The 23,226-nt window shown below is 60.3% G+C and carries 13 protein-coding genes and 1 pseudogene; 8 read left to right on the forward strand and 6 right to left on the reverse strand.

All coding sequences use genetic code 11. The features are described from left to right. The first annotated feature begins 129 nt into the window (after positions 1-129). From MUN80_RS10320 to MUN80_RS10330, 3 genes are all read left to right on the forward strand, one after another. On the forward strand, positions 130-4,449 hold the full coding sequence (locus MUN80_RS10320; protein WP_244723260.1) for an Ig-like domain-containing protein: 4,320 nt from the start codon (positions 130-132) through the stop codon (positions 4,447-4,449). Positions 4,450-4,712: 263 nt separating this feature from the next. Further along, the gene (locus MUN80_RS10325) at positions 4,713-8,369 is read left to right on the forward strand and encodes a PQQ-dependent sugar dehydrogenase (RefSeq protein ID WP_244723262.1); all 3,657 of its coding nucleotides are present in this window, start codon (positions 4,713-4,715) and stop codon (positions 8,367-8,369) included. A gap of 135 nt (positions 8,370-8,504) precedes the next feature. Next, positions 8,505-10,178, forward strand: a complete 1,674-nt coding sequence (locus MUN80_RS10330) for a hypothetical protein (protein WP_244723264.1) — start codon at positions 8,505-8,507, stop codon at positions 10,176-10,178. Between the two features lie 423 nt (positions 10,179-10,601). Here MUN80_RS10330 and MUN80_RS10335 read toward each other — a convergent pair whose 3' ends face one another. Next, a complete protein-coding gene (locus tag MUN80_RS10335; protein WP_244723266.1) occupies positions 10,602-13,127 on the reverse strand; it encodes a sigma 54-interacting transcriptional regulator in 2,526 nt (841 codons plus the stop codon). A 443-nt stretch (positions 13,128-13,570) separates the two neighbouring features. Here MUN80_RS10335 and MUN80_RS10340 point away from each other — a divergent pair, with 443 nt between their 5' ends. The 3 genes from MUN80_RS10340 to MUN80_RS10350 all read left to right on the forward strand — a co-directional run bounded on the left by MUN80_RS10340 (position 13,571) and on the right by MUN80_RS10350 (position 15,913). Continuing rightward, positions 13,571-14,329: an SDR family NAD(P)-dependent oxidoreductase gene (locus MUN80_RS10340; RefSeq protein ID WP_244723268.1), complete on the forward strand. Its 759-nt coding sequence runs from the start codon at positions 13,571-13,573 to the stop codon at positions 14,327-14,329. Between the two features lie 172 nt (positions 14,330-14,501). Further along, positions 14,502-14,915 carry a nuclear transport factor 2 family protein gene (locus MUN80_RS10345; RefSeq protein WP_244723270.1) on the forward strand — a complete coding sequence of 138 codons (414 nt, stop codon included), beginning with the start codon at positions 14,502-14,504 and terminating at the stop codon, positions 14,913-14,915. A 191-nt stretch (positions 14,916-15,106) separates the two neighbouring features. Then, positions 15,107-15,913, forward strand: coding sequence for an alpha/beta fold hydrolase (locus MUN80_RS10350; protein ID WP_244723273.1), 807 nt, complete (start codon positions 15,107-15,109; stop codon positions 15,911-15,913). A 251-nt stretch (positions 15,914-16,164) separates the two neighbouring features. On the opposite strand, the gene MUN80_RS10355 is transcribed toward MUN80_RS10350, so the two are convergent. The 4 genes from MUN80_RS10355 to MUN80_RS10370 form a co-directional block, all read right to left on the reverse strand. Further along, on the reverse strand, positions 16,165-16,701 hold the full coding sequence (locus MUN80_RS10355) for a Dps family protein (protein WP_244723286.1): 537 nt from the start codon (positions 16,699-16,701) through the stop codon (positions 16,165-16,167). A 60-nt stretch (positions 16,702-16,761) separates the two neighbouring features. Continuing rightward, positions 16,762-17,403, reverse strand: coding sequence for an MOSC domain-containing protein (locus MUN80_RS10360; protein WP_244723289.1), 642 nt, complete (start codon positions 17,401-17,403; stop codon positions 16,762-16,764). A 91-nt stretch (positions 17,404-17,494) separates the two neighbouring features. Then, positions 17,495-18,145, reverse strand: coding sequence for an HD domain-containing protein (locus MUN80_RS10365; RefSeq protein WP_244723292.1), 651 nt, complete (start codon positions 18,143-18,145; stop codon positions 17,495-17,497). Between the two features lie 107 nt (positions 18,146-18,252). Next, positions 18,253-19,173: a GlxA family transcriptional regulator gene (locus tag MUN80_RS10370; protein WP_244723295.1), complete on the reverse strand. Its 921-nt coding sequence runs from the start codon at positions 19,171-19,173 to the stop codon at positions 18,253-18,255. 346 nt (positions 19,174-19,519) lie between these two features. Here MUN80_RS10370 and MUN80_RS10375 point away from each other — a divergent pair. Together MUN80_RS10375 and MUN80_RS10380 are read left to right on the forward strand one after the other, a co-directional pair. Continuing rightward, positions 19,520-21,390, forward strand: a pseudogene (locus MUN80_RS10375) (ABC transporter ATP-binding protein). Positions 21,391-21,536: 146 nt separating this feature from the next. Further along, complete coding sequence (locus MUN80_RS10380; protein WP_244723298.1) at positions 21,537-22,124, forward strand: DUF4136 domain-containing protein; 588 nt, start codon at positions 21,537-21,539, stop codon at positions 22,122-22,124. Between the two features lie 107 nt (positions 22,125-22,231). Here MUN80_RS10380 and MUN80_RS10385 read toward each other — a convergent pair whose 3' ends face one another. Further along, positions 22,232-23,218, reverse strand: a complete 987-nt coding sequence (locus MUN80_RS10385) for an XdhC family protein (protein WP_244723310.1) — start codon at positions 23,216-23,218, stop codon at positions 22,232-22,234. Positions 23,219-23,226: the final 8 nt, after the last annotated feature.

Consider the following 23,226-nt stretch of genomic DNA (forward strand, 5'->3'; position numbering starts at 1 on the left):
AATGGTCATTTGTAAGTCGCGCTACTCAACTGGTTTGCAACTCATTTTAACGTGTTCATCACCGCTACTTCCTGCTCTTTCAAGCAGGTTCTCACTCTGCTTTTCCACCACAATTTCCACAACCGCTCTATGAAAACACTCTCTAAGTTTCCGGGCCGCTGGGCCCGGTTGGCCGTTGCTACGGGCATTGGCTGGCTCCTGCAGACCACGCCGGCGCAAGCCCAATGCACCCAGCTGGTCTGGCAAGATGAATTTGATACGCCCGGCGACCTAAGCAAGTGGCAGGTGTACGAAGGCGACGGCTGCGAAACCGGCAACTGTAACTTCGGCAACGCCGAGCTGCAAGTGTACCGCCCCGCCAACGCCACCGTGACGGGTGGCGTCCTAAACATTGCCACCCGCTACGAAAACACGGTGGTTGGCGGGCGCACCTACAACTACACCTCCGCCAAGCTCTACTCCAAGCAAGCCAGCGGGGCGCTCCAAACCTTCAAGTACGGCCGCATTGAGGCCCGCATGAAACTGCCCTCGGCCCAGGGCGTGTGGCCCGCCTTCTGGATGCTGGCGGACCCTGGCAACTGGCCCACCACGGGCGAGATTGATATCATGGAGGCCAAGCATAAGAATCCTACCTCGGTTAGCGGTACTATCCACTACGATGCGGGGGGCTGGCGCTACTCCGGCCGCGACTACACCTCGGCCGTCGATTTGTCCCAGGCCTTCCACGTGTACGCGGTGGAATGGAGTCCCGAGAAAATTCAATGGTTCGTGGACGGCGTGTTGTTTAACACGGCCTCGCCCAGTACCACGGTCGGCGGCTCCTGGCCTTTCAACGACAATAATTTTTACATCATCCTGAATGCGGCTGTGGGTGGACCCGGCACCGGGTTCACCGGCTACCAAAACCCCACGCCCTCCGACTTTCCCACCACTACCCAAGTGGACTACGTGCGGGTGTACAAAGGCGCTTTCAGCGCCGCGGTGCTGGGGGCCGGCCAGGTCTACCAGGGCGACGCCAACAAAACCTACCGCTTGGAGGCCATTGCGGGGGCCACGTACGCGTGGACAGTGCCCAGTGCAGCTACTATTACGAACGGGCAGGGCACCAATGCCGTGCAAGTGAGCTTTGGCAGCGGCGCTACCACGGGCACCGTTTCGGCCACGGTGACGGTAAACAACTGCCCCACGGGTACGTATTCCAAGGCCGTGACAGTGCTGCCCGCTTTGCAGCTGGACCGCGTGTACGAGGACTTTGAAAGCAGCCGCGTTATCACCTATGGGGTGGTTACGGGCACGCTCACGCAGGCCGTCAACAACCCGGCGGCCACCGCAGGCAATACGTCGGCCAAGGTGGGGCAGTACGTGCGTAATGCGAGCGAGCAGTACGACGTGCTGTACGTGCGCAACCTGGGCATTCGCAATGCCAATGACTTTGTGGCCGGGCGCCGCAAGGTGTACGTGGACGTGTATTCCACAGCCCCGGTGGGCAGCAAGGTGACTATGCAGTTCGAGAATAGCCAGGCCACCACGGCTACCAACTTCCCGACGGGCCGGCACAGTGCCTATCGGGCCTTCACCACCCGCCAGAACGCCTGGGAGACCTTCGAGTTTGAGTTCGAGCGCAGCCTGGACGCGGGCACCAACATCTACGCCATTGACAACGTGGCCTTCCTGTTTCAACCGGCCACCAACTCCGGCGCCACGTTTTACTTCGACAACCTGCTCATCAAGCAAAAGCCCGACGCGCCCGTGGTGGCCACGGACGTACTGCTGAACTACGACGGCGCGGCCCGCATTACCTTTGACCCGACGATTACCGGCGGCACGTACACGCTCAATTTCGCCAATCCGTCGGCTACCGGCGTGAACACTTCGGCCAATGTGGCCCGCTACGTGCGCAATCCGGCTGAGCAGTACGACGTGCTGTTCTTCGACGCCGGCGTGCCAGGCACCGTGATTGAGGACGCGGCCCTGTTCAAAAACCAGACGTATCAACTGCAGTTCGACGTGTACTCGACGGCCCCGGTGGGCACGCCGGTGGGCATTACGCTACAAAACAAGGCCGCCGCGGCGGGCGCTTACCCGGCCGGCCGCAACAGCACCTACCTGGCCAATACCACCCGGCAGAACCAGTGGGAGACGCTGACATTTTCCTACAACACCACGCCCGACGGCGGTACGGCCAACGTGAGCATCGACCAATTGGCTATCCTGTTCAACAGCGGCGTAGCCTCCGGCGACACGTATTACATCGACAACATCCGGGTGGCGAAACGGGCTACCCCCACCTACACCGCCGGCACCACTTTCGAGAACTACGACACCGTGCGCAACCTGCCGCTGCGCACTGCTACCGGCACGTACGTGGCCGCGGCCAACAACCCGGCGGCTACGGGCCTCAATACCTCGGCCAAAGTGGCTCAATATACTCGCAACCCTGCTTCGCAATACGACGCCCTGACCTTGGCCAGCACTCAGATTAAGGACGGCGCCGCCTATGAAAGCGGCCAGAAAGTGTTTGCCATGGACGTGTACACGTCGGCGCCGGTGGGCACGCCCATCTCGTGGCAGCTGGAAAACAGCACGGCTACCACCCCCGGCAACTACCCCACCGGCCGCCACAGCAGCTACCAGGCCGTGGTGAAGCAAACCAACGCCTGGCACACGCTCACCTTCTCCTACGCCGGCTCGCCCGATGCGGGCACGGCCGACGCCGAGGTGGACAACGTGGTGCTCTTGTTTGCCCCCAACAGCCTCACTGGCTCGGTGTTTTACATCGATAACCTGCGCAGCCTGACGGCCGTCAGCTCCCCGACCAACGCGGCCCCCACCGTGAGCCTGACCGCCCCATCCGGTGGCGCTACGTTTGCCGCCCCAGCTAGCATTACCCTTACGGCCACCGCCGCTGATGCTGACGGCACGGTAAGCAAAGTCGAGTTCTACAACGGCGCAACGAAGCTCGGCGAAGATGTGAGCAGCCCCTACACCTTCAGCTGGACCAACGTGCCAGCTGGTTCCTACTCGCTGACGGCCCGCGCCACCGACAACGCCGGCGCCGTGACCACCTCGGCGGCCGTGAGCGTAACGGTAGGGGCCGCACCCTCCGGCCTGACGATTCCCGGCACCATTGAGGCCGAAAACTACACTGCCATGGCGGGCGTGCAACTGGAGGCTACCGGTGATACGGGCGGTGGGCAGAACGTGGGCTGGATTGACACCGGCGACTACCTCGATTACGCCGTCAACGTGCAAACGGCTGGTACCTACACCGTAGGCTTCCGCGTAGCCAGCGTGCCCGGCGGCGGGCAGCTGCAGCTGCGCAGCGCAAGCGGTATGGTCTACGCCACCGCGTCCATTGCTGCTACCGGCGGCTGGCAAACCTGGTCGACGGTCAACGCCACGGCCACCTTGCCAGCGGGCGCGCAGACGTTGCGGGTGTACGTGGCTGCCGGGGGCTGGAACCTCAACTGGATTTCCTTCACGGCCCCGACTAATGCGGCTCCCACGGTAAGCCTGACCAGCCCGACGGGCGGCACCGCGGTTACTGCGCCGGCCAGCATCACCCTCACTGCCTTGGCAGCCGACGCAGATGGCACGGTCAGCAAGGTTGAGTTCTATAATGGCACGACCAAGCTGGGTGAAGATGTGAGCAGCCCTTACGCCTTCAGCTGGAGCAATGTGCCGGCCGGCACCTACTCCTTGACGGCCCGCGCCACCGACAACGCCGGCGCCGTGACTGCTTCCACGGCTGTGAGCGTAACGGTAAGTGCCGCGCCAGCTACTACAAACCTGGCCCTCAATAAGTCGGCAACGGCTTCTTCGGTTGAAAATGCCGGCTCTCCGGCCCAGAGCGCCGTGGATGGCAACAGTTCTACCCGCTGGAGCAGCGAGTGGGGGGCCGCTCCGCAGTGGATTTACGTCGACCTGGGGGCCACGTATAACGTGAGTCGCGTCAAGCTGCTCTGGGAAGCCGCTTACGCCACGGATTACCAGGTTGAAATTTCCTCCGATGCCGTTACCTGGTCTCCGCTGCGGGCAGTGACCGGCAACAGCAGCCTCACCAACGACCTGACGGGGCTGAGCGGCACGGGCAAATTCGTGCGCATTTATTGCCAGACGCGGGCCTTGCCCTACGGCTATTCCCTCTACGATTTCGAGGTGTACGGAACGGCCGCTTCCGGCAGCCGGGCCCTGGCCACCACCCGCGTCATTGCGCCCGAAGCGCGGCTCTACCCGAACCCGGTTAGCCGGCTGCTGAAGGTGCCCATCGCCAGCGCGGGCGTGCTCACCATCACCGATGCCCTGGGCCGGGTGGCTCATACCCAAGCCGTAACCGCTCAGCAGGCGGTGGCGGAAGTAGATGTCCAGTCCCTGCAGCCGGGCCTATATTTCCTGACCCTGCGCGACGCCACCGGCGGATCCACGGTGCAGCAGTTCATCAAGCAGTAACGCTGCTTGTTGGCTAAGCTACACTGCCTACTGAACCGGCAGAATCAGAACCTGAACTGTGCAGTGCGCGGCCGCGCACTGCACAGTTCAGGTTCTGATTCTGGTATTCGAAACCCGGCGGATTAATAAGTCTGATTGAATGCCACAAGCTGTTGCTATTCTACTCTAATCGGGTGCTTTCACCTTTTTCCGGCGAGACGCCCGAGTCTGCCCAACCTATTGCTCAGAGCTGCTTTCATCCTTTCCATTTTACCCATTTACCCATGAAAACACGTTCTATGCCAATACGTTATGCCGGGCATCGGCAGGACGAAGCACCGGCTCGATTCCGCTCGGTGCTGCTCATTCTGGTCGGCTGGCTGGCCAGTTGGTCGGCGGTTGCCCAGCAAACCCCTTCGTTTCCAGCGGGTTTTAATGCTGTGCTGGTCACCAACGGCATCAGCAACCCCACGGCCATGGCCTTCGCGCCGGATGGGCGGATTTTCGTTTGCCAGCAGACGGGGCAGGTGCGCGTCATTAAGAATGGAGCCTTGTTGCCCACTCCTTTTGTAAGCCTGGCCGTGAATTCGAGCGGGGAGCGGGGCCTGGTGGGCATCACGCTCGACCCGAATTTTGCCACGAATCGCTACGTGTATGTGTACTACACGCTGGCCAGCGGGGCCAACAACCGCATCAGCCGCTTTACGGCCGACGGCGACGTAGCCGCAGCGGGCAGTGAAACGCTGGTGCTCAACCTGGACCCGCTAAGCACGGCCACCAACCACAACGGCGGGGCCATGCACTTCGGTCTCGACGGCAAGCTCTACGTGGCAGTGGGCGAAAACGCCAACCGCACCAATGCCCCCAACCTGGATTCGTACATGGGCAAGCTGCTGCGCATCAACGCCGACGGCTCGGTGCCGGCCGGCAACCCCTACGTGGGCAGCGGCCTCTCGGCCCAGCGCCAACGGATATGGAGTTCGGGCTTGCGCAATCCCTTCACCTTCACGGTGCAGCCGGGCACGGGCCGGATTTTTATCAATGACGTGGGTGAGGGCAGCTGGGAGGAAATCAACGACGCCAGCACCGGCGGCCGCAACTTCGGCTGGCCTTCTTCCGAGGGCTACAACATCCGGACGGGCGAGACGGCACCCGTATTTGCTTATCCGCACACCAGCGGCTTTCCCGACGGGGCGGGCTGCTCCATCACGGGCGGCACGTTCTTCAATCCTGCGGCGACGAACTACCCCAGCCAGTACGCCGGCAAGTACTTCTACCAGGATTATTGCGGCAAGTGGATCAACTACTTCGACCCGAACAGCAGCACCACGCCACCCGCCCGTCAGCCCTTCGCCCTGAACATGCCCGGCGACGCGCTGGCCCTGGAAACCGGCCCCGACGGCAACCTCTATTACCTGGCCCGCAGCAGCGCCTCATTGTTCAAAGTAGTGTACACGGCCTCCGTCAGCGCGCCGGTTATCACCACGCAGCCCACCAGTGTAGCCGCAGTGCCAGGTTCTTCCGCCACCTTTTCCGTAGCTGCTACCGGCAGCGCCCCGCTGAGCTACCAGTGGCAGAAAAACGGCGTAAACATTGCCGGGGCCACAAGCAGCAGCTACACCATTGCCAGCGTAGTGGCCGCCGATGCGGGCCAGTTCCGCGCGGTGGTGAGCAACGGCGTGGGTACCGTAACCAGCACGGCCGCCACCTTGACCATCGCGGCACCCAACACGGCCCCTACCGCCCAAATCCTGACGCCGACTACCGGCGCCACGTACGTGGCCGGCAGCACCATCTCGTTCTCAGGCAGCGCAACCGATACGGAGGATGGCACCTTGCCCGCCAGCGCGTTTGTGTGGCAGGTTGATTTACACCACGATACGCACGTGCACGACGGCACTCCGTTCAGCCAAGGCGCCCGCACCGGCACGTTTGTGATACCCAACAGCGGCGAGTTGTCCGACAACGTGTTCTACCGCCTCATCCTGACGGTAACCGACGCGGGAGGGCGGTCCACTACCACGTTCCGCGACATTCTGCCGCAGAAATCCACCTTCACCCTGGCCACCAACCCAGCCGGCTTAAGCCTTACCCTCGACGGCACGGCACGCACCACGCCCGTCTCCATCGTGGGCGTGGAAGGTGTCCTGCGCACCCTCGCAGCGCCCTCGACCCAAACGGTGGGTGGCGTAACCTACGCTTTTGTGTCGTGGTCAAACGGAGGGGCGCAGTCGCAGACCATTGCTACGCCCACCAACGACGAAACCTACACCGCTACGTACCGGGTGGTGCCTGCCTCGGCGCAAGCCGTGACGTCGCTCACGCTAATCAACGCCGACACCGACCAGCCCCTGGCCGGCTACGACCCGTTGCCCGACGGGGCTGTACTCAACCTGGCCACCCTGCCCACGCGCAACCTGAACATCCGGGCCAATACCAACCCGGCTACCGTGGGCAGCGTGCGCTTCACGTACGACGGCGACGCTAACTACAAAGTGGAAACCCTGGCGCCCTACGCCATTGCCGGAGACAACGGCCTCATCAATGGCGGGCCGAACTACAATGCGTGGACGCCCGCCGTGGGCAGTCACACGCTCACGGTGACTCCTTATACCCAAGGTGGCGCGGGTGGCAATGCCGGAACCCCGCTTACCATTTCCTTCACGGTGACGAACACCGTGACGCCGCCCACCGGCGGGACGCTCCGTGGGGCGGACATCGTCTCAAACCCGGTAGCCGCGCTGAACTACAGCTACTACGAAGGTATATGGGACAACGTGCCTGATTTCGCGGCCCTTACGCCGGCCGCCAGCGGCACCGTGGCCACGTTCATCCCCGACCCGCGCTTGCGGGAAGATGAGTTTGCGTTCCGCTACACCGGCTACGTACAGGTGCCAGCTGATGGCGTGTACACGTTCTACACGTCCTCCGACGACGGCTCGCAGCTCTTCATCGGCTCGACCTTGGTAGTCGACAACAATGGGCTGCATGGCCTGCAGGAACGCAGCGGGCAGATCGGGCTCAAAGCGGGGTTGCACGCCATTACCGTCGGCTTCTTCGAGCGCGGCGGTGACCAGGTGCTGAACGTGAGCTACGCCGGGCCCACCTTGGCCAAAACCCTTATTCCGGCCACGGCACTTTTCCACGCTGGTTCGGGTCAGCCTGCTTCCAACTTGCGCGCCCCCGATAAGGTAGTGAACCCGGTAGCGGGCCTGAGCTACAGTTACTATGAAGGACAATGGACCGCAGTGCCGTCTTTTCCTTCCCTCACAGCCGCCGCCAGCGGTAGTGTGGCTACGTTTAGCGTCGCGCCCCGCCTGCGCGACGATGAATTTGCGTTCCACTACACGGGCTACGTGAGCGTGCCCGTTGACGGGGTGTACACGTTCTACACGTCCTCCGACGATGGCTCGCAGCTCTTCATTGGCTCAACGCTGGTCGTGGACAACGACGGAATGCACGGCTTGCAGGAGCGCAGCGGGCAAATTGGCCTCCAGGCCGGGCTGCACGCCATTACGGTCGGCTTTTTCGAGCGCGGCGGCGACCAGGTGCTCGACGTGAGCTACGCCGGGCCCGGCCTAAGCCAAACGGCTATTCCGGCTGCTGCCTTGCTGCATACCTCGCCCGCCAGCGCGCGTACGGCACTGGCCACCAGCCCTTCCGCACGCACCAAAACGACCAACGACGGCAGCGCAGTACAGCTCTATCCCAACCCGGCGCGGGAGCAGCTCACGGTGAGCCTCCAAGCCAACGTGGACGAAGAAGTGCGCGTGGAAGTGCTTGATGCGTTGGCTCGCCGCGTGGCCGGTACTGTGCAACGTGCCACTGCTGGCCGAAACGAAGTGCATCTTTCCCTTAGCAAGCTGCCGAGTGGCGTCTACTCAGTGCTGGTAGTGCATGGCACCGAGCGCACTGTAAAACGACTAATCGTAGCTCAATAGCCTTTGACAAAACCGGGTAGTTTCAAGCGGCAGGGCTACGCGGCTGGCAATGCTAGCCGCGTAGCCCTGTACGTGACGCTGTACTTGCCTCTGCCCATAGCGGCCGACTCCTGGTTTACTCTACTCCACACTTCTATGAAAAACAGAATCCTGAACAGCACTTTCCGCTGGCTGCTGGCATGCTGCGCGCTGCTGGCCAGCTGCACCAAAGACGATTTCACTGATTCGGCCGCTACGCTGCGCCAAACCCACGCCGCCTCGGCACCCGGCGACGTGGTGGGCAAGGTGACGGTGGGCTACCAGGGCTGGTTTGCCGCCCCCAACGACGGCTCGCCCATCAACAACTGGTGGCACTGGGCCCGCAACTTTGGCGAAACGCCTTCCCTGGCCAGCAACGGCATCAAGTCCTGGCCCGACATGCGCGAGTACACGGCCACTTTTCCCACGGGGTTTCCCAATCTGGGCAATGGGCAGCCGGCCCGGCTTTTTTCCTCCTATACCACCCAGACGGTCAACCTGCATTTTCAGTGGATGCAGGAAAACGAGATTGACGTGGCCGCGCTCCAGCGCTTCAACCCCGTCGGTGGGGAGGGCCCCGTGCGGGACGCCATTACGGCCAAGGTGCGCACGGCCGCCGAAACCTACGGCCGCAAGTTCTATATCATGTACGACGTGAGCGGCTGGCAGAACATGCAGTCCGAAATCAAAAACGACTGGACGACTAAAATGCAGGCCTACACGGCCTCGGCCGCCTATGCCCGGCAAAACGGCAAGCCCGTGGTGTGCATCTGGGGCTTCGGCTTTAATGACTCGAACCACCCTTGGTCGGCGGCCGTGTGCCTGGACGTGATTAACTGGTTTAAAAGCCAGGGCTGCTACGTAATAGGAGGCGTACCCACGCACTGGCGCAATGAGCGGGACGACTCCCGGCCGGGCTTTCTGGCCACTTACAAAGCCTTTAACATGTTGTCGCCCTGGATGGTGGGCCGCATCGGCAACGTAGGCGACGCGGACAACTTCTACACCAATGTGAACCTGCCCGACCAAGCGTACTGCAACGCCAACGGTATCGACTACCAGCCCTGCGTGCTGCCCGGCGACCTGCAGGAACGGCAGCGCGCCCACGGCGACTTTATGTGGCGCCAGTTCTATAACATGGTGCGCGCCGGCTGCCAGGGCATCTATATTTCTATGTTCGACGAGTACAACGAGGGCAACCAGATTGCCAAAACTGCCGAAACCAGCGCCACGGTACCGGCCGGCTCCGGCCTGTGGGCTCTGGACGAAGATGGCACCGCCTGCTCCGCCGATTATTACCTGCGCCTGACCCGGGATGGGGGCCGCATGCTCAAAGGCCAACTGGCCCTGACCGCCACCCGGCCTACCCAGCCGGTAGTGGGCAGCACGCCGCCCAGCACCATTCCCTACGGTCAAATCATCACCCTGAAAGGCTACAACAACCAGTACGTGAGCAGTGAAGGCGGCAGCCGGCCCATGCGCTGCGACCGGACCGTGGCCCAGGCCGACGAGCAATTCACGGTCGTTGATGCCGGGGGCGGCAAAGTAGCGCTGCTAAATCAGGGCAAGTACGTGTGCTCGGAAGACGGCACGCAAGCCATGAACTGTAACCGAACGGCCCTTGGCCCCTGGGAACGGTTCGACTGGGTGGTCAACGCCGATGGTACCATCGCGCTGCGCGGCAGTAACGGCAAATTCGTTTCCAACGAAGCAGGAGCTGTTACGGGTATGACCTGCAACCGAACGGTTGCTCAAACCTGGGAATCATTCACGGTGCTAAGCGTCCGTTAGACTTCCGTACGCTGACAGAGAAGTGGAATTGCGTTTATTGCCTTGCTGCCACTCTCCCTGTTTTTATCCAGGTAAAAGCCCTCGAAAAGCGCTGTTTTCGGGGGCTTTTTCCGTGCATTACGATATCTACTGCCCTGCTACGTCTTCTGGCCATATAGACCAGTAACTACCGTCAGACGCGTGGGGTAAGGCAGGCATACGCAACGCAGGCCTATAACTACTACCGCAGTGCGAAATTATCAACCTAGCCAAGCTTAGCTTTCACGGGAGGCGACCAGTTTCCGACTTGGAAAGAAAAACGGGCGTATTTTCATTCTGGTGAATGTGGGACTGTCAGCTCTAAGGCCAGTAACTTCTACACAGCACAGTGCATTCCGAGGTGATGGAATCAGGCAAGCGCAGAAAGCAGCTTGTTCTGCTCTTTCATTCTCGCGCTACACTAATCCCTAGCTTCTTCATTCGCGCTTCCAGTGTAGTTGGTTTAAGGGCAAGAAGCTCTGCTGCGCCGCCGCTGCCGCGCACCCGATTACCTGCCTGCGCCAGCGCTGCTAGTATGGCCACCCGCATGGTATCCTGTATGGGCCGCACTGCCTCGGGGGCGGCCGGCACGATACTAGTAGCAGTGGTTGGCTCCAGGGTTTCGGCCAAAGCTAGAGTAGGCGAATACGAGAGAATAGCTGCCCGCTCCAGCACGTGCTCCAACTCGCGGATATTACCTGGCCAGGCGTAGTGCTGTAGCTGCTGTACCGAGGCAGCCGCGATGCCTGTAAGCGGCTTGCCGAGCTTCTTGCCGATGCGCGGTAGAAAGTGCAGGGCGAGGGGCATAATATCTTCGGGCCGCTCGCGCAGCGGCAGCACCAACAGCGGGAACACCTTGAGCCGGTAGTACAAATCGGCGCGGAAGCGGCCCGCGGCCACCTCCTGTTGTAAGTCGCGGTTGGTGGCCGCAATAATGCGTACATCAACCATAATGGTGCGCTTGCCGCCGATGCGTTCGATTTCCTTTTCCTGCAGCACGCGCAGCAACTTGGCTTGCAACTCGAGCGGTAGCTCGCCGATTTCATCCAGAAAAATGGTGCTGCCGTGGGCTAACTCAAACTTGCCCAAGCGCTGGTCAGTGGCACCCGTGAAGCTGCCCTTCTCGTGCCCAAAAAGTTCGCTCTCAATAAGCTGAGGCGGCAGCACGGCACAATTTATCTTTATCATTGTGCGACTTGCCCGTTTCGACATATTGTGCACGGCGCGGGCAATAAGCTCTTTACCAGTGCCAGTTTCCCCGGTTATGAGCACCGTAAAGTCGGTAGGAGCTACCAGCGCAATGTTCCGGAACAGCGCCTGCATGACCGAACTGGTGCCAACGATTTCCTCGAAGTTGTAGCTGGTGTTAATTTCTTCGACGAGGTAACTTTTTTCCTGTTCCAGCCGCTGGCTCAGGTTTTTGATGCGCTCGTAGGCCAGCAAATTTTCCAGCGCTAGGCTCAGGGTGCGGCTCAGGTCTTGCAGTAAGCGTAAATCTTTTTCCGTGTAGGCGTAGGCCACTTTGCTGGACACCACCAGCGCCGCCTGCGGCTGGCCCTGAATAGTAATCGGCACGTACATCGACGATTGCAAGCCCCCTAGATGCTCGCTGTAGCGCTGAGGCACGAGGTTACTGGCCCGCGCCATTCGGCCCGCTTCGCCCACGTTCAGGGTGGGCTGCTGCATGCGAACCTTCAAGGCCGCGAGAGCTTGCTGCCACTGCTCTCGGGTCTGCTCGTCGGATAAATCTACTACCTCCGCCGCTCGCAGGGGCCGAAAGTCCTCACCCTGGCGGTACACGCCCGGGTCGTCCTCCGTCATGCCCAGTACCTCGCCCACTTGGTACAGCGTAAGATAGTCGAGTGGCAGCAGGGGATGAATAGCCGCCGCCACCGCCGGCGCAATCTCATGCAGGTCGCGCCCATTGCAAAACGCGTTGACTATCGCCAGCTCCGTTGCTTTGATGCGGCGGCGGGCCTCGATTTCCTCGCTGGCCAGCAAGTTGTCCAGGGCTAGGGCAATGGGCGGAATAATCAGCTCGACGGCTTTGTAATCTTTCGGCGTAAACCCGTGCGGTTCCTTACACGCTAATTCGATGGTGGAATACGAGCTCCGCTGCTTTAGCTTAACCGGAAACTGGACCAGTGACTGCATGCCAAAATTATCGCGGCTGCTCCGCGCCGGGATGGAGTACTCGCAGAGCTGGTCGAGAGAGTCCCCCGTGAAGATGCCCTGTTCTACTGGCATCTCTGTTATGGAATCTTGCGCAAGGATCTGCTGAAAACGCTCAATAGCCTCGCGGCGGGTCGGCATCGGCACGGCCACCCGTTCAAAAGTACCCGCGGCGTTCTTTTGCATAGTCACCCAGTAGAATACCGCTTCATCAAGCAGCGCCAGCCGCAAACTCAGCATGCTGAATGGAACCACTTTATCGAGCTCGGTAGCCATGGCTTGGCACAGTTGGTCGCGGTCGAGCAGCGTCACTAGAGCATTATTGACGGCCATCTGTAGCTGCCGCAGCCGAGCCTCTTCCCCCTGCGCGTGGCGGTAACGGGCAATTTCGAGAGTAGTCAACACCTCCCGCTCACAGAGCGGCTGTTCCAGGAAACCAAATGCTCCTGTCTCTTTGGCGGCCTTCAATACGCTGTCGTGCTGGTTGGCCGAGAGGTACACGAATGGAATGTGCTGCTCGCTCAGCCAGTGGCCTAGCTCGATGCCGGTTTCCTCGCCCTTCAGTACAATATCGAGCACCACAATGGTGGGGGCCGCTTGCGTTACCAGCGCCCGTGCTTGCGCCCCGGATTCAGCCAGGTCCAGCACTTCGTAACCCGCTTGAAGTAGGATATGGCGCAAGTCGTTGGCAACCAACAACTCATTGCCCACAAGGAGGGCGGTGGCCACCGCCGTGGGTTCGGGAAAAGCAGGATTCATACAGGTGCAAATAAGGAAAGCAAGAAGCGGCGTGAATAGCCAAGCATTACTTTAACAGCGCTGCTTCTACCATCCAAAAACAGCCTCCAATATAATGGATTCTCCACTATGTTGGACGGTATTTCTCAAGGGAATGACCTCGCTAAAACGAAGTCAAATCATTGAAATAGAGGAGTGTATCAAGTGAAATGAAATTGGATTCAGACCAAATAGTTGACTTGGCATTTAGTTGGCCTCTGAGGTAGGCAGCTGCTTTCAATGCCACTCAATCTGTAGTTCCCAATGCAAGGTCTGATTCATCCCGAGCCCCTGGTAAGAGGTATTGGCGCGGGAGTTCTTCGGGGACTCGCCGCTTCTACTCGCTTCTTGTATGCTGGTGAGTTTTCACTCAGGCAGCGAGGCTTATAGAGCTACTCTGTAGCGGGTTCTTTATGAGGCGCGCATTGGATGCCAAGCTGCATATCTACTTCCCCAATTTCTTCATTTCACAAGACATGAGTACATCGCAAAAGGTGGTCATCGTTACGGGCGCGTCACAAGGCATAGGTGCCGAAATCGTCAAAGCCTTTCGTACGCTTGATTACCGTGTTATCGCGACTTCGCGCACAATCAAGCCCTCCGATGATCCAAACATCGTGACTGTTGCCGGCGACATTGGCAATCCGGCCACCGCACAACGCATCTTGTCCGAAGCTCTCACCCGCTTCGGCCGGGTCGATACGCTGGTCAACAATGCGGGCATTTTCATCGGCAAGCCGTTTACCGAGAATACCCTGGAAGACTACAGCGCCATCATGAACGTGAACATGGCGGGCTTCTACCACATCACCCAACTGGTCCTGACCGAAATGGTAAAGCAGGGAAGCGGCCACATTGTGACCGTCACCGGCAGTGTCGACAATGGCGTCAGCGGCTCGTACCGGGCCATGGCGGCGCTGACCAAGGGCGGCCTGAACGCCGCTACCCGAGTACTGGCTATTGAATACGCCGAACAAGGCATCCGCTTGAACGCCGTGGCGCCAGGCGTCATCAAGACGCCTATGCATGCCGAGGAACATCACGAAATGCTGCGCCGCTTCCACCCGTTGCGTCGCATAGGCGAAGCAAGTGAAGTTGCCAGCGCCATTGTCTTCCTGGAAACAGCTGAATTCATCACCGGAGAAGTCCTGCACGTCGACGGCGGCCAGAGCGCCGGTCTGTAGGCGACATCAAGCAGGTTCTCACGCTACTCTCGCCGTCGATGACAGCTGGTCGGTGCGCGGCTGCTCTGGCGGTGCAGACCTAACCCCACGCAGGATGTTCGGTGCCTGGTTCATCCTGCCTACCAAACAAGGCAAAACAGTACCAGTAATTTCACCTGTAAACAACAATCCAATGAACACAACGCATGTAGATGCCTACTTCGAGGCTCTGAGCAACAAGGATAACCAAGGCATTATTCCGCATCTCTCCGAGCGTATTGTCCTGCTCGGCCCCATCTTTCCGGAGCCCACGGAAGGCAAAGAGGCCGTGGTACAGGTCCTTTCCGGTTTTCTGGCCACGATTGACACCCTCGAGGTTAACCTGCGGTTTGCTTCTAACCAGGACGTAGCCGTATTCTTCACCTTTGCCTGTAATGGAATCACGGTTCAGGGCAACGAGCATCTTCACCTGGATGAGAACGGTTTGATTGACCACATTGAGGTGGCGTGGCGGCCCCTTCCTTCCGCAGTGCTCATCCAAGAAATATTCGCCGCTAAAATGGGCTTTCAGGCCATGCGTCTCGTTCCGGCAGAAACCGTTGCGTAACCTGGGTTAACAGGCTGATCTAAAGGGTAAGCAGCTTTCTGTCGAAGGCGGTACTTACCCTTTAGACTAGGGCATCCAGAGGCCAGCAAGGCTGGCTGAGTTGCCGCAAGTGCAGTTGCACACAAACAAACAGCGGCAGAGTTAAGGAAATAGCTGAGCGCTACGTCTTGCCGATTACTCATTTGATCATCATGAAAATTCTTTCCTGCGCCGTGCTCGGCGCCTTCTCCAGCCTGCTGATGGCCAGCACGCCTTCTTCCAGTACCCCTTCTTTCATGAGCGAACCTACTACGGCCCCCGCTGCGGGCATCAAAAACATTGTATTGGTACACGGTACCTGGGCCGACGGCTCTAGCTGGGCCAAGGTCATTCCGCTGCTGACGGCCAAGGGCTACCACGTCACGGCCGTGCAAAATCCACTCACGTCGCTGGCCGACGATGTAGCCGCCACCAAGCGTGCCATTGCCCTGCAAGACGGACCAGTATTGCTGGTCGGCCATTCCTGGGGTGGTGTGGTCATCACCGAAGCCGGTACTGACCCTCAGGTGGCCGGCCTGGTGTACGTAGCCGCCGCCGCACCCGAAGCCGGTCAGTCGTTTCTGGAGATGGCGCAAACCGGGCCTGCTGCGCCCGGCAACGACCAAATCCAGCCCGATAAATTCGGCTACGTGCACCTGTCGCCCAAAGGCATCATGGAAGACTTTGCTCAGGACCTCTCCAAGACCGAGCAGCAGGTGCTCCTTGCCACGCAAGGCCCCCAGCCGTTTGCGGCGCTTCAGGAAAAAGTTACCGTGCCGGCCTGGAAAACCAAGCCCAGCTGGTACATCGTGGCGGCCAATGACCGGATCATTAATCCCGACCTGGAGCGCACGCTGGCCAAGAAAATAAATGCCACCACAACCACGCTGCCCACAAGCCACGTGGCCATGCTGGCCCAGCCCGAGAAGGTGGCTGCCGTAATTATCGAAGCTGCCAGCAAGGTAGTAGCCAAGAAGTAACCCAGCCAGGAAGCAAGTTCTTCGGACTGAACAGCCTATTCCTAAACCCATAAAAAAAGACTGTTAGCCTTGAGCCTAGCAGTCTTTTCGGCCGTTGTCTTATCGGCATACTCGTGAGCTAAAGGCGCACTCTGCAACCTACGTACTGCTACATGGTGCCTGGCAGGCACTTTACCTCTGGGATGCTGTAAAAGTCAATATTCAGAAGCAAGGCGCCCCGATACTCACCGTAGGCCAAGCCATGGCACTGATTAGAGAGCTGAGGCGGCTCCTGTCGTGTCTTCCGAAGAGGCGGTTTCGGCGAGAAACCAGGTTCGGCCTTCGGCCTCGTCGATATAGTTTTCCAGAATGCTGGCCGTGGCCACATCCTGGATTTCGTCGCAGCGCTCGTGCAATTCGCGCATCGCCTGGGCCAGGCAGCGGTTATCGTTGGCCAGGTGGCGCAGCATGTCGGCCGGGCTCACCTGCGTGGCATTATCATCAGCCACGCGCTGTAGTTGAGCAATTTCCCCAATGGAGCGCAGGGTAGCAAAGCCCAGCTTGCGGCCCCGTTCGGCCAAGGGGTCGATGGCGGCAAAGAGCTGCTGGCCCTGCTCCTCCAGCAGCAGGTGGTAGTCGCGAAAATGACGGCCCCGCATGTGCCAGTGGTAGTTCTTAGTCTTGACGTACAGCGCGAAAAAATCGGCGGTCAGACGACGCAGGCCATCAGCCACTTGGGCGCGGCCAGCTGTGTCCAGTTCGGGCGCAGTCGTTTGTAGGTCAGGTTGTGGATTAACAGTGGATGTCATACGAATGGGGAGAAGATGAGTACTAAAATGAGTGCGCCGGCCTCATGTTTATTCCGGTGCTCAGCAGGCCTGGAGCATGCGCTGAAAGCTTTCCCGGAAGAAAGCCGGCAGCAAGGGCTGCGCCAGCAGGGCCGCCAACTGGTCGGCTTGCTTATCGGGGCGGTAGAACTGGTCGGTAATGGCCTGAATGGTCAGGCCGGGCGCGGTGCGCTCCACGAGCATGAGCGCATCGCCGGCCTGCAGCTGGCCCGGCTGCCGCACGCCAAAATAGATCCCGCTGCGCCGGGCTGCCTGAAACTGCTTGACAAAGTGCTCGTCGTTGAAGCGCAAGCCAAGCTTGACGCAGGGCAGGCGCGGCTGCAAGGCCACCAGCACGGCCGTGCCCACGGCAAACGTATCGCCCAGGCACACGGCGTGGTCCGGCAGGCCACTGGTCGTCAGGTTCTCGCCGAAAATACCGGGCGTCAGGGCGGTGGTGGGTAGCTGCGCCTCCCAGAACGCGTAGTGGTCCAGGTCGTAGGCATACACGGCTTTGTCGGGACCACCGTGCACGCGCCGGTCTACTTGCTCGTCGCCCACCAGCCGGTCGGCCAGTACGGCCACCGGGCTGGCGACGGGCGCTTTAAAAATACCGGTCTCGATGGTCCGGCCCTTCCACTGGACGGCCCGTGGCTGCCCGACATTTACGGAAACAACGTTCATACTTACTGAGCTACAAGCACCCAACCGGGCTAGCACGCTTCGAAGGCGGCCTTTTGCCAAGTTGGGGCTTTAATTATTTACTCTTTGGGGGTTATTCGCTCCAGGGGGAGTTGAGCACCAGCTCACAGAAATTCGGGCTTTTGTACCCCGGAATAAAGCGCTCGGCCACGTCGGCTTTGATGTTGCCGAAGGTCGTTTCGGGCTTGTGGGCAAAGCCGCCGAAGAAGGTTTGCAGGATGTTGTCCTTGAAGCCCGTGCGCGGGAAGGCCGCCAGCACCTGCTCCCGCTGCTCAGCTGACAGGTGTTCGTAGCCGTCGCCCATCACATCCAGGCCCACGCCCGAATACAGCAAGGCAACTTCAGGCTCTTTCCACTCGGCCACCCCGATGGTGGTGTGCAGGGCAATGGCGTCCCAGACGACCTGGGCGTCGTGGGCCGGAATACCGTGGGATTGTAGAAAGCTGCGGGCCGCGTCGGCGCCGTCTACTTCGAAGCGCTTGTGCTTGCTGCAGTAGTGCTTGGTCAGGCCCAGGTCGTGAAAAACGGCGCTGATGTAGAGCAGCTCCGGGTCAAACTTGACTTGGGCCCGCTCTCCGTTTAGCACCCCGTACACATACACCCGCAGGGAGTGGTTGTAGAGAAACTGGGTGCCGTGCTCCAGCAGCAGCTCGGTGGCCTGCTGGGCCAGGGTAGAATCGGGCAGGCGCACGCCGGCCACCTGCTTTAAAAGGGTTTGTGCCATCGAGTTAGGATTGTAAAAGGTGAAATACAAAAGACAAGGAAATATTGGTCCGCCTCGGTTAGAGCAGTTTCAGGCAAAGAGTAGGAAGCGTAAAAGCTAATCCGGCTTTAGGTCGGGCGGGCCAGCAGGCGTTGCAGCTGGCGGGGGTTGCGGAAGCCGCAGCGCTCCGCAATGGCTTGGCGCGTCAGGCTGGAAGTAGCCACGAGCGTGCGGGCAGCCTCGGTCCGGATTTTGGTGGAAAACTCATTGATGCTCACCCCAGCGTGCTGCCGAAACAAGCGCGTCAGATTGCGCGGACTGCTGTGGGCTACTTCCGCCAAAACTTCCAGGGTCGGATTTTCGGCCAGGTGGTCGAGCAAATAGTCCTGGGCCCGGTGCACGCCCGGGTGCAGGTGGTTGCGGTGGTCGAGGTACACGCTTACCTGCCCGTGCACCCCGTTGCGGCGGTAGTACAGCACTAAGTGGCGGCTGACCTTGTACGCCAAAAGGGGCCCGAACCGCTCTTCCAGCAGCGCCAGCGCCAGGTCGATACCGGCTGCAATACCCGCGCTGGTGTATACGCCCCGGTCGTGCACAAACAGCCGGTCCGCCAGCACCCGACTGTCGGGAAAGGCCTGCTGCAGGGCGCCTACGTGCTGCCAGTGCGTGGTGCAGGTGCGGCCTTGCAGTAAGCCCGCAGCGCCCAGCACAAAGGCCCCTGAGCACACGGCGCACACGGCCACCCCACGCTCGGGCAGCCGCCGAAGCCAGGTATAAAACGCTTGATCTTCAGCATTTCCTAGCGAGGACAAAGCACCATCGGCAATGCCGGGCACCACGACTAAGTCTCCCTTTTCGAGCATTGCAGTACTGAAATGAGGTACCGCCGCAAAAGCCAGCCCGGCGGAGCTGCGGGGTGTGGGCTGATACTGCGCATAGGCCAGCTGCAGGTCCGCGCCCTGGGCCCGGGCTTCTTCGAAGACCTGCACTGGTCCAGCCAAATCCAATAGGGTGCACTGGTCGGGAACAAGGAATAGGATAGTGGGCATACGCAGTAATTGAGTGCACAAATATCCCTCACTTAGCGAACGTAGCCTAGGCCATTGTTCGGACATTTTAGGCCAAGCGGCAGGAGAAGGCTACGGTCAGGATACAAGCCGATAAGATAAGCGCACTGCTAGTTCAGAGGCGACGATACGTATGCTCCGGATAATGAAGTCAGGCTCCGAAGCCTCAGGATGAGGCTTTGCTAACCCGGCTATCCGAAGTTGCTAGGGCATGGTGATATAGCTTCGCCTAACCTTAGCTCATCCCAGCCGCGCCGGGCACTTTGTTTGCCCCTGCCAAAACGGCCGCCCTTCAACTCCGGCCCGAAGTATGACGTAGCCCGTTTCTATGTCCTGGCTATCCAAAAAGTTTGCGAAAATATCGGCCAAGCGGCCCCGGCCCGACGGCAAGCCGGCTTTGAGCGTGCGGGAAAGGGTGTCGGCCCTGAAAAACCTGCCGGAGTTTCTGCGCCTGATCTGGGAAACTAGCCCGGCGCTAACCCTGGGCAACATTGCCCTGCGCCTGCTACGGGCGGCTCTGCCGGTGGCCATGCTCTATGTGGCCCGCCTGATTCTGGATACCATTATTGGCCTTTCGCGCCAGCCCGGTGGCTCTTTCACGCCCATCATCGGGTTGGTGGGCCTGGAGTTCGGCTTGGCTATTCTCTCCGACGTGCTGGGCCGGGGCGTGGCCCTGCTCGACTCCCTGCTCGGCGACCTGTTTGCCAACCGCTCCTCGGTGCGCCTGATGGAGCACGCCGCCCAGCTCGACCTCGACCAGTTCGAGGACAGCGTATTCTACGACAAGCTCGAACGGGCCCGCCGCCAAACCCTGTCCCGCACCGTGCTCATGTCGCAGGTACTTAGCCAGGCCCAGGACATCATCACCATGCTGTTTTTGGCCGTGGGTTTGGCCGCTTTCAACCCCTGGCTGCTGCTCTTGCTGCTGGTAGCGGTGGTGCCGGCGTTTTTAGGCGAGTCGCACTTCAATGAGCGCAGCTACTCGCTGGTGCATAGCTGGACGCCCGAGCGGCGAGAGCTCGACTACCTGCGCCAAACCGGGGCCTCCGACGAGACGGCCAAGGAAGTGAAGATTTTCGGGCTCTCGGGCTTCCTGATTGAGCGGTTCCGGACCTTGTCGGATGAGTTTTACCAAAAGAATAAAACCCTGGTGGTGCGTCGGGCCGGCTGGGGCGCGTTGTTTGCCGCCGTGGGTGCGGCCGGCTACTACGCGGCCTATCTGTATATCATTGCCCAGGCCATTCGGGGCATATTTCCATCGGTCAGCTCACGTTTTTGTCGGGTTCCTTTGCCCGGATGCGGGGCTTGCTGGAAGGCATTCTGAGCCGGTTTAGCAGCGTGGCCGAAGGTGCCCTCTACCTGCAGGACTTCTTCGACTTTTTCCACCTGCAGCCCCGCATCGTGCGGGCCGAGGGCCAGACGGTGCGGTCTTTTCCGCGCCCGATTCGCCTGGGCTTCGAGTTTGAGAACGTGGGCTTTCAGTACCGGGGCTCGAGCAAGTGGGCCATTCGCAACCTGAACTTCACTTTGCGGGCCGGCGAGAAGCTGGCGCTGGTGGGTGAAAACGGGGCTGGCAAAACCACGCTGGTCAAGTTGCTCAGCCGCCTCTACGACCCCACCGAGGGTCGCATCCTGCTCGATGGGCACGATTTGCGCGAGTACGACCCGGCCGAGCTGCGTCAGGAAATCGGGGTGATATTCCAGGACTTTGTGCGCTTTCAACTCTCGGCCAGCCAAAACCTGGCTGTGGGCCGCATCGAGGAAAAGGAAAATCAGGACCGGATTCAGTCGGCTGCCGCCCAGAGCCTGGCCGATACGGTCATCAAGAAGCTGCCCGGCGGCTACGAGCAGATGATAGGTCGCCGCTTCGCCGGGGGGGTGGACCTGAGTGGCGGCGAGTGGCAGAAAATTGCTTTGGGCCGGGCCTACATGCGCGACGCCCAGCTGCTGATTCTGGATGAGCCCACCGCTGCCCTCGACGCCCGGGCTGAGCACGAGGTGTTCCAGCGCTTCGCCGACCTGACCCAGGGCAAGACCGCCGTGCTCATTTCCCACCGCTTTAGCACCGTGCGCATGGCCGACCGGATTCTGGTCATCGAGAACGGGCAGTTCGTGGAAATCGGCTCCCATGAGGACCTGCTGGCCCGCAACGGCCGCTACGCCGAGCTCTTTGCCCTGCAGGCCGCCGGCTACCGGTAGGGTGCAACTGCTGGGTCGGAATGTTGCTATAGGCCGCGGTAAGCGGGTTGATGAAATTTTTTGCGAGTTTTTTGAGCGCAAACCAATACATAAGGGTCTAGGATATCGTATCTTAGAAAGACCATTCCCCAAGTGATTTGCTGCGCATGAAACGGACTTCTATTCTGCTTTTCGGGCTTGCCCTGGCTCTTTCTGGCTGTTTTGCGGCGCGTGAGGCGCGCATTGAGTCTGATTATAGTTATACCGGCAATTTCCGGCGCTACCGCACCTACGAGTTCGTTACCGGTCAGGGCCTGGCCGCCGATTCCAGCAAGCTGGGCGAGGTACTACGCGACGCCATCCGGACGCGTATGCGGGTGCAGGGCTACAAGCCGGCCCGCAGCCGCCCCGATCTGCTGGTGATGTTTCGGCTGTTTGAAGGCGACATGTCCTTCCGCGGCTACGCCCAGGAAGACATGACCCGCTGGATGACCACGGGCATGGTAGAGGATGACGAAACGCCCAAAGAAGTACGCCAGGGCTACCAGCCGGTGCGCATGATTATGGCCGAAGGCACCTTGCTGGTAACTCTCATCGACAACCGCACCAACCGGGCCGTATGGAACGGTTACGCTTCGGGCGTGACGGTGCCGCCCGGACCCCAGGGCGAAATGGTGCTACGCCGCTCCGTGCGCTCCATCTTCGACCAATACCACGTCTTCACCGAAGGCTACCTCGACGGCGCCAGCCAGTAGCGGAAACTAAAGTTACTTGGTTAGCGCTTAAAAATGTCAGGCCGTCCTGGCTTCGCAAGAAGACAGGACGTTCTCTTTACCCAGCCAAAGCAGGACGTTCCTGTTTTTCAACTACCCGCGTTGCGCACCTGAATCAGCTCAGCAGCTACGCTGATGGCAATTTCCTCGGGTGTGCGGCTGTGAATTGAAAGGCCAATGGGGGCACGCAGGTGGTCCAGATCCGCTGCGGAGTAACCCGACGCGCGCAGGCTGCCCAGCAGCTCTTTTATTTTGGCCCCGCTGCCCATCAGGCCCAGGTACTTGACCTGATGGGTCAGGAGTTGGCGCAAGGCCACCTCGTCGGGCCGGTAACCGAAGGTCATAATTACTACATACTGGTTCGGCCCCTGAGCTACTTGCTCCGCCAGCGTGTCGTATTGCACCGTGCGCTTGTGGTGGGCGTAGGGGTTTTGCTGGTGAGTATTCAGGCCGGCCCGGTCATCGAGTACCGTAATTTCGAAGTCCAGCGTGGCCGCCACCCTCGATAAGGCCAGGGCTACGTGCCCGCCGCCCACAATTGTCAGCGCGTCGCGGAATCCGAGCTGCTCGTGGTACTGCCAGTCGGGGCCAGGGCTGTAGAAGTAAAAGTTGGTGCCTAGAGCGTCATCCTGCAAGGTCAGACCAGTTGCCGTGATGCGCAACGTAGCCCGCCGAAGCTGCCGCAGGGCGCCTAACACGGCTTCTACGGTCGGCAAATCCATGGGCTGCACGGGGTAAACCAGCAAGACCTGCTCGCCCGAGCAAATCATGCCGGAGCGGTCCTCGGCGGCTTCCTTGCGGTGAATCTGGGAGCGGATAAACGGCTTGTTTTGTCCTTCCAACATCCGGGCCCGGGCTAGCTCCACAAACTTATGCTCCATGATGCCGCCGCCAATGGAGCCCGCCATGCTGCCGGCCGATACGCTCATCTTGAAGCCCTGGCGGCCAGGACTGCTGCCAGAGCTGCTCAGCACGCAGAGCAGGGTTACGGGCTCATGGCGGTGCAAACAGCCAGCCACATGCTGCCACACCGGAAAGTCGCGCGGGAGGGAAGGGGTGGCGGAAAACTGCTCCACGAATCGTT

Origin of the sequence: Hymenobacter cellulosivorans (assembly GCF_022919135.1) — a bacterium.
Classification (GTDB): domain Bacteria; phylum Bacteroidota; class Bacteroidia; order Cytophagales; family Hymenobacteraceae; genus Hymenobacter; species Hymenobacter cellulosivorans.